Raw genomic sequence first — 13,957 nt, forward strand, 5'->3', positions numbered from 1 at the left:
CCATGGACATCGACTCCATCACCGGCGCGGCGTACATCGTCGCTGCCCTGCTGTTCATCCTGTCGCTGGCGGGCCTGTCGAAGCACGAGACCGCGAAGAGCGGCCTGACCTTCGGCATCGTCGGCATGGCCGTCGCGCTCGTCGCCACCATCGTCGGCGTCATCGACGTCAGCGAGTTCCTCGACAACCGCGCCCTCGTCATCATCCTGATGCTGGCCGCGGTCGGCGTCGGCGGTGCGATCGGCCTGTGGCGCGCGAAGATCGTCGAGATGACGGGCATGCCCGAGCTCATCGCGATGCTGCACTCGTTCGTCGGTCTCGCGGCCGTCGCGATCGGCTGGAACGGCCACGTCCTGGGCTCGCACGAGTCGATGGACAGCCTCGTGAACATCCACGAGGCCGAGGTCGCGATCGGCATCTTCATCGGTGCGGTCACCTTCACCGGCTCGATCGTCGCCAACCTCAAGCTCTCGGCGAGGATGAACTCCGCCCCGCTGATGCTGCCGGGCAAGAACTTCATCAACGTCGGCTCGCTGGTGCTGTTCGCGATCCTCACGGGCGTCTACGTCTCGATGGACACCTACGACAACACCTCGGCCGACATCCTGCTCGGTGTCATCACCCTGCTGGCGCTCGCGCTCGGCTGGCACCTGGTCGCCTCGATCGGTGGCGGCGACATGCCCGTCGTCGTGTCGATGCTCAACTCGTACTCCGGTTGGGCCGCGGCCGCGTCGGGCTTCCTGCTCAACAACGACCTGCTGATCGTGACCGGCGCCCTCGTCGGGTCCTCCGGTGCCTACCTGTCCTACATCATGTGCAAGGCGATGAACCGCTCGTTCATCTCCGTCATCGCTGGTGGCTTCGGCATCGCCGCCCCCGCGGGCGACGACAAGGACTACGGCGAGCACCGCGAGATCCAGGCCGACGCCGTCGCCGAGCTGCTGTCCAACGCCAGCTCGGTGGTCATCACGCCGGGCTATGGCATGGCCGTGGCGCAGGCGCAGTACCCCGTCGCCGACCTGACCGCGAAGCTGCGGGCCAAGGGCATCGACGTCCGCTTCGGCATCCACCCCGTCGCGGGTCGCCTCCCGGGCCACATGAACGTGCTGCTCGCCGAGGCCAAGGTGCCCTACGACATCGTGCTCGAGATGGACGAGATCAACGACGACTTCCCGGAGACCGACGTCGTCCTGGTCATCGGCGCCAACGACACGGTCAACCCGGCCGCATCCGAGGACCCGACCTCCCCGATCGCCGGCATGCCGGTGCTCGAGGTCTGGAACGCCAAGGACGTCATCGTCTTCAAGCGGTCGATGGCCGCCGGCTACGCCGGTGTCCAGAACCCGCTGTTCTTCCGCGAGAACAGCCAGATGCTGTTCGGTGACGCGAAGGACCGGGTCGAGGACATCGTTCGCGCCCTCGGCTGACGTTCGTACGACGAAGGGCCGGCTCCGCTGCTGCGGGGCCGGCCCTTCGGCGTGTCAGGAGAGGACGATCTCCGCGAGCGTCTCGTAGCGCGGCGAGCGCCGGGGGCCCTCACCGAGGTGGGACGCGATCACCTCGACGGACCGCAGCGGCCACGCGGGGCCGGCGTAGGTGTCGAGGAGGCGCACCCAGCTGGTCATCTCGGTCGGCCGGCCGCCGGTGCGCGCGACGGTGACGTGCGGCCGGAAGCGCTGGCCGTCGACCTCGATCCCGCAGACGACCGCGGCGTTGCGCGCCCGGACCGACGCCGTGGCCAGCACGTCGGCACCGGTCACGCCGGTGGCGAGGACCCGCCCCTCGGCCACGTTCGGGAACACCACCGCGCCGGCCAGGGAGAGCTCCGCGGAGGGGAGGTCGTCGAGGGACTCGGCAAGGCGGTCGACGTAGTCGTCGACGCGGAGCTCGGCGACCTGGGCCATGAACGCGAGCGTGACGTGCAGCTGCTCGGGTCGGGTCCAGCGGAACTCCCCGGCCGCGCGCCGCGGCTCGAGGAAGGCATCGAGGTGCTCGACGGCGTCAGCGGGCGGCACGACGGCCGCGAAGACGCGCATCAGACCTGGGTGCCGACCAGCTGGCCGATGCCGTGGGTGACCGCCATCGCGAGCAGCCCGCCGAGGACGTTGCGCAGCACCGCCATCCGCGGCGAGCCGTAGCCGAACCGGGCGCTCGCCCAGCCGGTGAGCGCCAGCGCGGCGACGACCGCGGTGACGGTGACCGCGACGCGGAGGTCCTGCGACGCGAGCAGGATCGTCAGCAGCGGCAGCAGGGCGCCGAGTGTGAACGACAACATCGACGCGAAGGCGGCATTCCACGGGTTCGTCAGGTCGTCGGGGTCGATGCCGAGCTCGACCTCGGCGTGGGCCGCGAGGGCGTCCTTCTCGGTCAGCTGCTTGGCGACCTCGAGGGCGAGGTCGGGCTCGAGCCCCTTGTCGACGTAGAGGCCGGCCAGCTCCGCGAGCTCGTCCTCCGGGTCCTCGCGCAGCTCGCGCCGCTCCTTGGCCAGCAGCGCCTCCTCGGAGTCACGCTGGGTGCTGACGGAGACGTACTCGCCCGCCCCCATGCTCATCGCGCCCGCGGCGAGGCCGGCGATGCCCGCGATCAGGATGGCCGTGCGGTCGGTCGTCGCACCGGCGACGCCGAGCACGATGCCGGCCGTCGACACGATGCCGTCGTTGGCCCCGAGCACTCCGGCCCGCAACCAGTTGAGCCGGTTGTTCAGCCCTTCCTGGTGGGGCTCGTCGTCGTGGGGCCCGATCGCCTCCCCTGCCGTTCCTGCATCCATGTCAGCGCTCACACGACCATGATCCCCGATCGACGGATCCTCATGCGAGGGGGATTCCGGGACGGTGTCAGATGACGCCCGTCCGGACGGCGTGCACGACCACCTCGATCGACGTGTCCACGCCGACCTCGTCGGCGAGGGCACGGAGCCGGCGACGCACGGTGCGCTCGGACAGGTCGAGCCGGCGGCCGACGACCTCGATGGTCAGGCCGGCGGCAGTGAGGCGCAGGATCTCGACGTCGACCGACTCGGGCACCCAGTGGGCGTCCGAGCAGGTCGCGCGCCGACAGCTCATGCCGGCTCGTCCACCACGATCACGTGCAGGTGGCGGGGCCCGTGGACGCCCTCGACCCGGTCGAGCTCGATGTCCGAGGTCGCGCTGGGGCCGCTGACCCAGGTCAGCGGACGACGGGGGTCGAGCAGCGGGAAGGCGTCGGGTACGTCCGCGACGACCTGGTCGGCGTACACGACGCAGACGTGGCGGTCCGGCACCAGCGTGAGCGCGCGACGCCCCTGGTCGGGCTCGTGGTCGAGCACGATGGTGCCGGTCTCCGCGATGCCGACCCGGCAGCAGGTGACGACGGCGTCGACGGCGTCGAGCTCGGCGGCCGAGAGCCCGGCGTCCCGCACCGGAGCGGTGATGCCGGCGAGGACGGCGTCCGGCAGTCCGTCGGGCACGACGACGCGGGCGCCCTCGGGGAGGGCGGCAGCAACGGCCGCGGCGAGCCCGTCGGGCGGGCAGTGCACGACGACGGCACGGTAGTCGGCGACCCGCTCCGCGAAGTGGTCGACCAGGCCGACGGAGGCGGGGGCGGCCGCACCGGGCGGCGCGACGACGGGGGTCGTGACGGGCTCGACGCCCTGCAGGGCGGACCGGACCCGACCGAGGATCTCGTCCCTGGCGGAGGCTCGCGGCGCTCGCACCTCACCCATCGCAACGCCCTCCGTCCGTGCGCTTCCACCAGTCCCGGAAGGACTCGGCCGGCGGGACCGGCAGGTCCCGGGCGTCGGTCCAGGCACCACCCGGACCGGGCAGCCGTCCGAGCGACGTCCGGCCTCGCCGGCGCAGGACCCGCCCCGCCACGGAGGAGAGTCGCTCGGCGCGGTCGAGCCGGCGCGCGTCGGCGAACGCCCAGGCGGCGCCGCGGAAGGCGACCGCCTCCGGCTTCGGGACCCGGTCGTCGCGGTGGCTGTCGACGACCTTCGAGCGCAGGTGCACCAGCACCTCGGGGATGTCGATGCGGACCGGGCAGGCCTCGAAGCAGGCGCCGCAGAGCGAGGAGGCGTACGGCAGCGAGTCGGTCTGCGGGTCACCCGTGCCCTTGAGCAGCGGGTTGAGGATCGCGCCGATCGGGCCCGGGTAGACCGATCCGTAGGCGTGCCCGCCGGTGCGCTCGTAGACCGGGCACACGTTGAGGCAGGCCGAGCAGCGGATGCAGCGCAGCGCCTGCCGGCCCACCTCGTCGGCGAGGGCGCGGGTGCGGCCGTTGTCGAGCAGCACGACGTGCACCTCCTGCGGCCCGTCGCCGGGCGTGATGCCGGTCCAGGTGGAGGTGTAGGGGTTCATCCGCTCGCCGGTCGAGGAGCGCGGCAGCAGGCGGAGCAACGGGTCGAGCTCGGCCCACGTGGGGACGACCTTCTCGATGCCGACGATGCTGACCAGCACCTCGGGCAGCGTCAGGCACATCCGGCCGTTGCCCTCGGACTCGACGACCACGAGGGTGCCGGAGTCGGCGACGGCGAAGTTCGCGCCGGACACGGCCATCCTCGCGCGCAGGAACTTCTCGCGCAGGTGCTCGCGCGCGGCCCCGGCGAGGACCGCCGGCTCGTCGGTCAGGTCGTCGGGCGCGGGCCGGCCGACCTGGCCCATGCGGCGGCGGAAGACGTCGCGGATCTCCGCACGGTTGCGGTGGATCGCCGGCACCAGGATATGGCTGGGCAGGTCTCCGCCGAGCTGGACGATCAGCTCCGCGAGGTCGGTCTCCCACGCCGCGATGCCCGACGCCTCGAGGGCCTCGTTGAGGCCGATCTCCTGCGTGACCATCGACTTGACCTTCACGACCTCGTCGACCGCGTGGGCACGGGCGACGTCGATGACGATCCGGTTGGCCTCCTCGGCGTCGCGGGCCCAGTGGACGACGGCACCGCGGGCCGTCAGCGACTCCTCCAGCTGCACGAGCTGGGCGTCGAGGCCGAGCAGGGCCCGCTCCTTGACGGCCGCACCGGCGAGGCGCAGCTCCTCCCAGTTCTCGACCTCGGCGACGACCGCGGCCCGCTTGCCGCGGATCACACCCGTCGCGTGGGCGAGGTTGTGGCGCAGCTGCGTGTCGGCGAGCGCGGCACGGGCCGCCTCCGGGAATCTCGGCATCCCGACGAACGTGTGGGGAGTGCTCATGCCGGTTGCTCCTCCGTCGAGGCCAGGATCTCGGCGAGGTGCATGACCCGGACGCCCGAGCGCCCCCGGTCGAGTACGCCGCCGATGTGCATCAGGCACGAGTTGTCACCGGCGACGAGGACCTCTGCGCCGGTCTCGCGGACGTGGCGCGCCTTGTCGGAGCCCATCGCCACGGAGGTGTCGGAGTTCTTCAGCGCGAAGGTGCCGCCGAAACCGCAGCACTCCTCGGCCTTCGGCAGGTCGACGAGCCGCAGCCCGCGGACGTTCTCGAGCAGCTGCCGCGGACGGTCGCCGACGCCGAGCATCCGCAGCGAGTGGCAGGTCGGGTGGTAGGTCACCGAGTGCGGGAAGTAGGCACCCACGTCGGTGCGGCCGAGCACGTCGACGATGAACTCCGTGAGCTCGTGGGTCCGCGGCGAGGTCTCCGCGACCGCGGCGGCCAGTCCCGCGTCACCGGACCGCGCGGCGACCAGCTGGTGCTGGTGGCGCGCCGAGCCGGCGCAGGAGCCGGACGGGGTGACGATCGCGTCGTACCCCTCGAAGGCTCGGACGAAGGACCGCACCGCCGGGACCGCCTCGTCGAGGTAGCCGGTGTTGACCATCGGCTGCCCGCAGCAGGTCTGCGCCTGCGGGAAGTCGACCTCGACACCGAGCCGGCGCAGCAGTCGCACGACGGCCTGCCCCGTGCCCGGGAACATCGCGTCGTTGACGCAGGTGACCATCAGTGCGACGCGCATCAGTGGTCCTCTCTGGAAGTCGTGCGTAGGTGCTCCGTGCCTCGGGTGCGTGCATGGCAAGGCGGCGGAGCGAAGTCGTACCTCGTCGTCCCACGAGCGACGCCAACGCCGCCAGGTGCGTGCCCGAGGTGCAGAGCACCCGCAGGACTTCCAGAGAGGACCACTAGGCCATCATCCTCGCCTCGTCCGGCAGCGGGTCCATCAGTTCGGGACCACCGTCTCCACGTAGGGCACCAGCCGCACCGGGCCGACCAGGCCGTAGCTCTGCCGGGTCGCGACGCCGTAGACCGACGGGGTCACGGTGCGGAGCCGGTTGAGCAGTGTCGAGGCCACCTCCACCTCGATCACGTTCGCACCGGGCACCAGGGCGTGGCCGAGGTCGACGACCGCGTCCATCGGGTCGCACGGCGGCAGCAGCTCGCCGTTGACCCGGACCCGGAAGGTGTCGTTGACCTCGCCGAGCTCCAGGTAGGCGCCGTCGTCGCCGGTCCAGTCCGCGCCGAGGTCGACGGTCGTGCGGTAGCGACCGATGCCGGAGACGTCCTCGAGGCCGCTGACCTTCGACCACGCCTGCGGCGACGGGAGGTCGAGGGTGACGACTTCCTTGGCCGTCGCCAGGTCCTTCGGGTCGGCCGGGTTCGCGGGCTTCCAGTCCTCGAGCTCCAGGCTCCACGCCGCCGGTACGACGGGCTGCCGGACCCGCGCGACGCTGACCCTGGCCGTGCGCCCGTCGGTCCGGGTGAGCTCGAAGGTGCCGGCGGTCGTGGTGCGCAGGGCGGCGTTCGCCCCCCGGGCCACGACGGTCTGGCCGGCCGTCGCGACGGGCAGCACCGCGCGGGCGACGCCCTTGCCCGGGGCGGCCAGCGCGACCACGGTCGACTGCCCGGGGACCAGGTCGACGCGGACGCGGACCCGGTCGCCGGAGCGTTCGAAGGCGGCGATGCGAGTGACCTCGCCGGTCCACGCGTCGAGCAGCCACGGCACGGCGTCGCGGTCGGTGGCGGTGAGCCACAGGTCCTGGTTGACGGCGTTGAGTCGCCGGTTCTCGGCGTGCCGGGCGTTGGCCAGGTAGTAGAGGTCGACGTCGCCGGTCACCCGGCGCACGTGCATCACGGTGGAGTCGGCGTGCTCGACGTCGCGGACCACGCCGAGCGCCGCGAGGGCGTTGCCGACCTCGGCCTCGACGACCGTGCGGGTGGTCGGCAGCGCGGCGATCTGTGCGACGAGGGCGCGCACCTCGGTCGTCGCCGCCGCGTCGTCCCTTCCGACGGGCGTCACCTGCGACCAGTCGCCGATCAGGACGATCGGCAGGCCCTTGCGACCGAGCGCCAGCAGCCGCCTCGCCCCGTCGATGTCCATCGTCACCGCGTTGCTCCGCAACGAGTCCGGGCCGACGACGACGGCCTTGTAGGCCGGTCCGTCGGGCGCGAGCCGGCCCCGGGCGAAGTCGACGCCGTCGAGCGCGAGCAGCGAGGCGCTGACGAAGGAGTGCGACCAGCCGAGCTTGGTGCCGTTGTTGGTGATCCACTGCGGGCCGATGCCGGTCGAGGCCCAGCCCTTGTGCCGCCAGAACGCGACGTCGTACTTGGGCGCACCGGTCTGCAGGACCAGCTGGGTCCGGGCGAGGTACGCCGCGATGCCGGGCACGTGCTCCCACTGCGGGGTGCGCGGCCCCCACGCCTCGCCGAAGCCGATCGCGTTGTTGTAGTACGGCGAGAAGGCGGCGAAGCCCGGCCAGGTGACGTCCGGCGCCTGGGCGTAGGGGAAGCCGTGCACCTGCAGGTGGTTGACGCCCGCGGCATAGATGCTGTTGATCGTGAAGAGCGCCTGGTTCTGCGCGGTCGGGCTGACGGTGTTGGCGCCCCAGGTCGTGTTGTAGGCGGCGCCGTTGTAGCAGATCGCCTCGCAGGACAGCACCTTGTGACCGGCCAGGTCGCGGCCCGAGGCCATGATCCGGTAGTCGTCGAGGTTCTTGAACCCGAGCGACTCGGTCTCCGGTACGTCGACGACGGCGGAGTGCTGCATGGTGTCGGTCTCCAGCCCGTAGGGCTGGATCCGGATCCCCATGCCGAGGGTGCGGGCGAACTCCTGCATCGGGCGGAGGTGCTCGTCGCGGTAGAGGTCGGACAGGACGATGTTGTAGTCGTCGCGGACCTCGTTGGTGCGCAGGTTGTCGGCGGTCGCGGGGTTCGCCGCGGCCAGCGAGAACTGGTACTTCTCCTTCTTCTCCAGCACGAACGGGAGGAACGGGCGCAGGTCGTAGCCGTGCCTGGCCTCGAACACGTCGAGGAAGTCGCGGGTCCAGATGGTCGCCTCGGTCTCGATCTCCAGGGAGTCCTCGAAGAGGTACCCGCCGGCAGCCCGGAGCAGCGCGCGCAGCTCGCCGTCCAGGATCCGGTCCTGCCACAGGTCGATGACCTTCTGGGCGCCCCGGCTGCTGAAGTGGTCGACGACGTAGGCCCGCGGCGAGGTGTGCGGGCCGGCCTCGGGCTCCTGGCCCGAGCCCCGCTGCCAGGTGGCGAGCAGCACCCAGGTGGCATCCGCCGGCTCGGCGGGCGCGGTCCAGGTGAGGTGCTCGCCGTCGGCCCCTCCCACGTGGTCGCCCAGGTCGGTGTACGACGCCGGGTCGAGGATGGTGCTGGTGACGACGCCCTTGCTGTCCTTCACGTAGCCCGTCACCCGGTGCGCCTGCACCGTGACCAGCTCGGCGCGGGTCACCGCGGACGCGGGCTCGACGACCGGCTCGGGCAGCGCGGCGTCGTACGTCGCACCGGCGGCGAGGACGGCCTGGCCGTGCACCAGCTCGGTGCAGGCGGCGTCGTCGTCGGGCGTGATCGTCGGGACCGCGGCGGGCCAGGACGGGCCGACGGTGAGGTCGACGCGCACGCCGCGCTTCGCCGCCTGGGCGAGGGCCGCCTTGACGCCGGCCACCCAGGGCGCCGTGCCCCACCCGCTGGTGGCGACGTCGATGTCGATGTCGCGGGCACGCAGGCTGTGCGTCACGTCGGCCACCTCGAGCACGCCGAATCCGGCGTCGGCGACCTGGTCGACCTCGCGGGCGATCTCGACCGGGTCGACCAGACCGTGCGGCCACCACCAGCGGAAGCCAGCGGCCGTGGCGGCGCCCGGCTTGCGGAAGGCCTTCACCAGGTCGTCGGGCAGGCCGGCCGATCCGGGCGCGGCCTGGGCGGCGGGGACGACCGCGGCGGTGCCGGCGGCACCCACGACGGCGGCCGTGCCGAGGGTGGCGGCAGCGGCGCCGAAGAGGGCGCGGCGGTTGAGGCGGGGAGCGGGGAGGTCGGTCATGGTGGGCCTTCCGGGCGAGGTGGGAGGGGTGGAAGGAGCGGGTTCAGCGGAGGGCGCGGGCCTCCGCGGCGTCCCAGTCGATCCCGTCGCGCGGCTCGAAGCGGCGCACGTCGTACGAACGCCGGACGAGGTCGCGCATCGCCGGCAGGTCGGGCAGGTCGGCCCCCAGCGCACGGCCCTGGACGAGGACGTTGCCGAGGGCGGCGGCCTCGACCGGGCCGGCGAGGACCGGCAGCCCGCACGCGTCGGCGGTGAGCTGACAGAGGACCTCGTTCTGCGACCCGCCGCCGACCACGTGGACCACCTCGGGCGACGTACCAGCGAGGGCAGCGGCCGAGCGGACGTGGCGGCGGTAGGCGACCGCGAGGCTGTCGACGATGCAGCGGGTGATCGCGACGGGCGAGTGCGGGACGACCTCGCCCGCCTCGGCGGCCAGCGCGGCGATCCGCTCGGGCATGGGGTCGGCGGCGGTGCTGGGGAACAGCAGCCGCGGGTCGTTGATGTCGACCACCGTGCGCAGCGGCTCGAACTCCGACGCGGCCGCGATCAGCGAGCGCAGCTCGACGTCCTTGTAGCGCCGCTCGCTCCACGAGCGCAGTGACTCCGAGAGGACCCAGAGGCCCATCACGTTCTTGAGGAAGCGGACCGTGCCGTCGACGCCGATCTCGTTGGTGAAGTCGGCGAGCCGCGCCTCCTCGGTCAGCACCGGCTGGTCGAGCTCGAGGCCGACCAGGGACCAGGTGCCGGAGGAGATGTAGGCGAAGTCCTTCGCCTCGGCCGGGACACCGACGACCGCCGAGGCGGTGTCGTGCGAGCCGACCGCGACCACGGGTACGTCGGCCGCGACGCCGAGCTCGTGGGCGACGTCGGGCAGCAGCGGCCCGAGCAGGGAGCCGGGATCCCGCAGGGGAGGGAGGATCCCCCAGGGGAGCCCGAGCTCCCGGCACAGGTCGACCGCCCAGGTGCCCGAGCGGACGTCGTACAGCTGGGTGGTCGAGGCGTTGGTGCGCTCGGCACCGACCACGCCGGTGAGCCAGTACCCGAGCAGGTCGGGCAGCAGCAGCATCGTCTCCGCCGACTCGAGCGCGGCCGAGCCGCGGGCGGCGACCAGCTGGTAGAGCGTGTTGAACGGCAGCTGCTGGATGCCGGTGGTGCCGTAGAGAGCGGCCGCACCGACCTCCGCGACGACCTTGTCGGCGACGCCGTCGACGCGGGCGTCCCGGTGGCTGAAGACCTGGCCGAGGAGCTGGCCGTCGCGGTCGAGCAGGCCGTGGTCGATCGCCCACGAGTCGATCCCGACGCCGTGCAGCGGTCCGGTCCGGGCCACCTCGCCGATGCCCCGGAGCACCTCGCGGTGGATGCCGAGGACGTCCCAGAACAGCGAGCCCCGCACCCGCACCGCCCCGTTGGGGAAGCGGTGCATCTCGTTGATCTCGACGCGCTCGCCGCTGATCCGGCCGGACATGACCCGACCGGAGGTCGCGCCGAGGTCGACGGCGGCGACCCGGACCGCGCCGCTCATCGCAGGAAGGCGGCGGCCACCCCGGCGTCGACCGGGATGTGCAGGCCGGTGGTGTGGGACAGCTCGTCGGTGCAGAGCACGAAGACGGCGTTGGCGATGTTCTCCGGCAGCACCTCACGCTTGAGGATCGTGCGCTGGGCGTAGAACTTGCCCAGGTCCTTCTCCTCGACGCCGTAGACCGCGGCGCGGTTGGCGCCCCAGCCGCTGGCGAAGATGCCGGAGCCGGCGACCACGCCGTCGGGGTTCACGCCGTTGACCTTGATGCCGTGCTCGCCGAGCTCGGCCGCGAGCAGCCGGACCTGGTGGGCCTGGTCGGCCTTCGCGGCGCCGTACGCGACGTTGTTGGGACCGGCGAAGATCGAGTTCTTGCTGGAGATGTAGACGATGTCGCCGCCCATCTGCTGCTCGATCATCACCTTCGCGGTCGCCTTGGCGACGAGGAAGGAGCCCTTCGCCATCACGTCGTGCTGGAGGTCCCAGTCCTTCTCGGTGGTCTCGAGCAGCGAGCGCGAGAGCGAGAGACCGGCGTTGTTGACGACCAGGTCGACCCCGCCGAAGGCGAGGACCGCGGCGTCGACGGCGGCCTGGACCGCGGCCTCGTCGCTGACGTCGACCTGGACGCCGACGGCGACGTCGGCGCCGCTTCCCAGAGAACCAGCAATGTCCGACGCGGCCTCCTGCGCCTTCTCCAGCGACAGGTCGGCGATGACGACGCACGCGCCCTCGGCGGCGAGCTTGGCCGCGGTGGCCTTGCCGATGCCGGACGCAGCGCCGGTGACGAACGCGACCCGGGTCGCGAGCGGCTTCGGCTTCGGCATCCGCTGGAGCTTGGCCTCCTCGAGCGCCCAGTACTCGATGCGGAACTTCTCCGCCTCGTCGATCGGGGCGTAGGTCGAGAGGCCCTCGGCGCCGCGCATCACGTTGATCGCGTTGACGTAGAACTCACCGGCCACGCGGGCGGTCTGCTTGTCCTTGCCGAAACTGAACATGCCGACGCCCGGCACCAGCACGATGAGCGGGTCCTTGCCGCGGATCGCGGGCGAGTCCGCGACGGCGTTGCGGTCGTAGTAGCCCTGGTAGTCCTCGCGGTAGGCCACGGCCAGCTCGTGCAGGCGCGCGATGCTGTCCTCGACGGAGGCGCTCGGAGGAAGGTCGAGCACCAGCGGCTTCACCTTGGTGCGCAGGAAGTGGTCCGGGCACGACGTGCCGAGCGCGGCCAGGCGCGGGTGCTCGCTGCTGGCGAGGAAGTCGAGGACGACGTCGGCATCGGTGAAGTGGCCGACCATCGGGCGGTCCGCACTGGCGATGCCGCGGATCGTCGGGGCCAGCGCGGCGGCACGGGCCCGGCGCTCGGCGTCCGGCAGGGCGGCGTACCCGTCGAGGGCGGGACCGAACGGCTCGGCCTTGCTGTGCGCGGCGACGTGGGCGGCGGCGGTGTCGATGATCCACAGCGAGTTGGCCTCGGCCTCCTCGCTGGTCTCGCCCCACGCGGTGATGCCGTGGCCACCGAGGATGCAGCCGATGGACTGCGGGTTCTGGGCCTTGATCTCGGCGATGTCGAGGCCGAGCTGGAAGCCGGGCCGGCGCCACGGGACCCAGACGACCTTGTCGCCGTAGATCTCCTTGGTCAGCGCCTCGCCGTCGGCGGCGGTCGCGATCGCGATGCCGGAGTCGGGGTGCAGGTGGTCGACGTGCGCGGCGTCGACGAGGCCGTGCATGGCGGTGTCGATCGACGGCGCGGCGCCGCCCTTGCCGTGCAGGCAGTAGTCGAACGCGGCGACCATCTCGTCCTCGCGCTCGACGCCCGGGTAGACGTCGACCAGGCTGCGCATCCGGTCGAGGCGGAGCACGGCGAGGCCGGACTCCTGCAGGGTGCCGAGGTCGCCACCGGATCCCTTGACCCAGAGGAGCTCGACGGGCTCACCGGTGACCGGGTCGGTCTCGGTGCCCTTCGCCGAGGTGTTGCCGCCCGCGTAGTTGGTGTTCTTGGGGTCGGCGCCGAGGCGGTTGGAGCGCGCGATCAGCGCGGCAGCGGCGGGGTTCGTCATCATCTTCCTCAGTTCCACGAGAGCTGGGTGCCGCCGACACGGGCGGCCTCGATCTGCGCCTGGTAGCCGGACTCGGCGTACGCCTTCATCGGGTCGCCGGGCAGTCCGCGCTCCTCGCGCCACGCGGCGAGGTCGCCGCGCACGTCGGTGTAGAAGGCGTCCATGAACACGGCGTTGGCGCCGAGCACGTCTCCGGACGACTGCGCGGCGTCGAGCGCCTCACGGTCGACGAGCAGCGCTCGCGCGGTCATCTCCTGCACGTTCAGCACGGAGCGGATCTGGCCGGGGATCTTGTCCTCGACGTTGTGGCACTGGTCGAGCATGAACGCGACGTCGCTGTCGGGGCCGTAGCCGCCGCCGCGGATCACCTCGAAGACGATGCGGAACAGCTGGAACGGGTCGGCCGCGCCGACGATCAGGTCGTCGTCGGCGTAGAAGCGCGAGTTGAAGTCGAACGAGCCGAGCTTCCCCAGGCGCAGCAGCTGCATCACGATGAACTCGATGTTGGTGCCGGGCGCGTGGTGGCCGGTGTCGAGGCAGACCACGGCCCGCTCGCCGAGGGCGCTCACCTGGGCGTACGACGTACCCCAGTCCGGGACGTCGGTGTGGTAGAACGCCGGCTCGAAGAACTTGTACTCGAGGACGAGCCGCTGCTCCTCGCCGATCCGGTCGTAGATCGCGGACAGCGACTCGGCCAGCCGGTCCTGGCGGCCGCGGAGGTCGGCCTGGCCGGGGTAGTTGCTGCCCTCGGCGAGCCAGATCTTCAGGTCGCGCGAACCGGTCGCGTGCATGATGTCGATGCACTCGAAGTGGTGGTCGATGGCCTTCTGGCGGACCTTCGGGTCGACATGGGTCAGGGCGCCGAACTTGTAGTCGTCGTCCTGGAAGGTGTTGGAGTTGATGGTCCCGAGCTCGACGCCCTGCTCGCCGGCGTAGGCGCGGAGCGCGGCGTAGTCGTCGACCTCGTCCCACGGGATGTGGAGGGCGACCTTCGGCGCGAGGCCGGTGAACCGGTGCACGGTGGCGGCGTCGGCGATCTTCTCCTCGACCGAGCGCGGGGTCCCCGCGCTGCCGAAGACCTTGAAGCGGGTGCCGGAGTTGCCGAACGCCCAGGAGGGGAGCTCGATGGCCTGGCCCTCGAGCCGGGCCGCGATGGCGGCGAAGCCAGTCTGGCTTGTCATG

At 71.9% G+C, this 13,957-nt stretch carries 11 protein-coding genes; 1 reads left to right on the forward strand and 10 read right to left on the reverse strand.

Translation table 11 applies throughout. The features are described from left to right. The first annotated feature begins 2 nt into the window (after window positions 1-2). Window positions 3-1,427 (forward strand): Re/Si-specific NAD(P)(+) transhydrogenase subunit beta, encoded by a 1,425-nt coding sequence (gene pntB, locus ASE20_RS12865; protein WP_056894921.1) that lies wholly within the window; start codon window positions 3-5, stop codon window positions 1,425-1,427. A gap of 54 nt (window positions 1,428-1,481) precedes the next feature. Here pntB and thpR read toward each other — a convergent pair whose 3' ends face one another. The 10 genes from thpR to rhaI form a co-directional block, all read right to left on the reverse strand. Continuing rightward, window positions 1,482-2,036: an RNA 2',3'-cyclic phosphodiesterase gene (gene thpR, locus ASE20_RS12870; protein WP_056894922.1), complete on the reverse strand. Its 555-nt coding sequence runs from the start codon at window positions 2,034-2,036 to the stop codon at window positions 1,482-1,484. Next, a complete protein-coding gene (locus ASE20_RS12875; RefSeq protein ID WP_225869108.1) occupies window positions 2,036-2,779 on the reverse strand; it encodes a VIT family protein in 744 nt (247 codons plus the stop codon). The genes thpR and ASE20_RS12875 overlap by 1 nt, the downstream gene beginning before the upstream one ends. Before the next feature lie 55 nt (window positions 2,780-2,834). After that, window positions 2,835-3,062: a helix-turn-helix domain-containing protein gene (locus ASE20_RS12880; protein WP_056894924.1), complete on the reverse strand. Its 228-nt coding sequence runs from the start codon at window positions 3,060-3,062 to the stop codon at window positions 2,835-2,837. Beyond that, window positions 3,059-3,700: a LutC/YkgG family protein gene (locus tag ASE20_RS12885; protein WP_056894925.1), complete on the reverse strand. Its 642-nt coding sequence runs from the start codon at window positions 3,698-3,700 to the stop codon at window positions 3,059-3,061. The genes ASE20_RS12880 and ASE20_RS12885 overlap by 4 nt, the downstream gene beginning before the upstream one ends. Continuing rightward, on the reverse strand, window positions 3,693-5,162 hold the full coding sequence (locus ASE20_RS12890) for a lactate utilization protein B (RefSeq protein WP_056894926.1): 1,470 nt from the start codon (window positions 5,160-5,162) through the stop codon (window positions 3,693-3,695). Before ASE20_RS12890 ends, ASE20_RS12885 begins: the two co-directional genes overlap by 8 nt. Further along, a complete protein-coding gene (locus tag ASE20_RS12895) occupies window positions 5,159-5,899 on the reverse strand; it encodes a (Fe-S)-binding protein (RefSeq protein ID WP_056894927.1) in 741 nt (246 codons plus the stop codon). Before ASE20_RS12895 ends, ASE20_RS12890 begins: the two co-directional genes overlap by 4 nt. A gap of 201 nt (window positions 5,900-6,100) precedes the next feature. After that, window positions 6,101-9,205 (reverse strand): glycosyl hydrolase, encoded by a 3,105-nt coding sequence (locus ASE20_RS12900; protein WP_056894928.1) that lies wholly within the window; start codon window positions 9,203-9,205, stop codon window positions 6,101-6,103. A gap of 43 nt (window positions 9,206-9,248) precedes the next feature. Beyond that, on the reverse strand, window positions 9,249-10,727 hold the full coding sequence (locus ASE20_RS12905; protein WP_056894929.1) for a rhamnulokinase: 1,479 nt from the start codon (window positions 10,725-10,727) through the stop codon (window positions 9,249-9,251). Continuing rightward, window positions 10,724-12,793: a bifunctional aldolase/short-chain dehydrogenase gene (locus ASE20_RS12910; protein WP_225869109.1), complete on the reverse strand. Its 2,070-nt coding sequence runs from the start codon at window positions 12,791-12,793 to the stop codon at window positions 10,724-10,726. Before ASE20_RS12910 ends, ASE20_RS12905 begins: the two co-directional genes overlap by 4 nt. After that, window positions 12,784-13,956, reverse strand: coding sequence for an L-rhamnose isomerase (gene rhaI / locus ASE20_RS12915; RefSeq protein ID WP_056894930.1), 1,173 nt, complete (start codon window positions 13,954-13,956; stop codon window positions 12,784-12,786). Before rhaI ends, ASE20_RS12910 begins: the two co-directional genes overlap by 10 nt. Window position 13,957: the final 1 nt, after the last annotated feature.

The organism is Nocardioides sp. Root240 (assembly GCF_001428825.1).
Lineage (GTDB): Bacteria > Actinomycetota > Actinomycetes > Propionibacteriales > Nocardioidaceae > Nocardioides.

What these genes read in the sequence shown, in the direction of transcription:
- pntB (WP_056894921.1), top strand. Translation starts at nt 3, where the DNA reads ATGGACATCGACTCCATCACCGGCGCGGCGTACATCGTCGCTGCCCTG.
- thpR (WP_056894922.1), bottom strand. Translation starts at nt 2,036, where the DNA reads ATGCGCGTCTTCGCGGCCGTCGTGCCGCCCGCTGACGCCGTCGAGCAC.
- ASE20_RS12880 (WP_056894924.1), bottom strand. Translation starts at nt 3,062, where the DNA reads ATGAGCTGTCGGCGCGCGACCTGCTCGGACGCCCACTGGGTGCCCGAG.
- ASE20_RS12885 (WP_056894925.1), bottom strand. Translation starts at nt 3,700, where the DNA reads ATGGGTGAGGTGCGAGCGCCGCGAGCCTCCGCCAGGGACGAGATCCTC.
- ASE20_RS12890 (WP_056894926.1), bottom strand. Translation starts at nt 5,162, where the DNA reads ATGAGCACTCCCCACACGTTCGTCGGGATGCCGAGATTCCCGGAGGCG.
- ASE20_RS12895 (WP_056894927.1), bottom strand. Translation starts at nt 5,899, where the DNA reads ATGCGCGTCGCACTGATGGTCACCTGCGTCAACGACGCGATGTTCCCG.
- ASE20_RS12900 (WP_056894928.1), bottom strand. Translation starts at nt 9,205, where the DNA reads ATGACCGACCTCCCCGCTCCCCGCCTCAACCGCCGCGCCCTCTTCGGC.
- ASE20_RS12905 (WP_056894929.1), bottom strand. Translation starts at nt 10,727, where the DNA reads ATGAGCGGCGCGGTCCGGGTCGCCGCCGTCGACCTCGGCGCGACCTCC.
- rhaI (WP_056894930.1), bottom strand. Translation starts at nt 13,956, where the DNA reads ATGACAAGCCAGACTGGCTTCGCCGCCATCGCGGCCCGGCTCGAGGGC.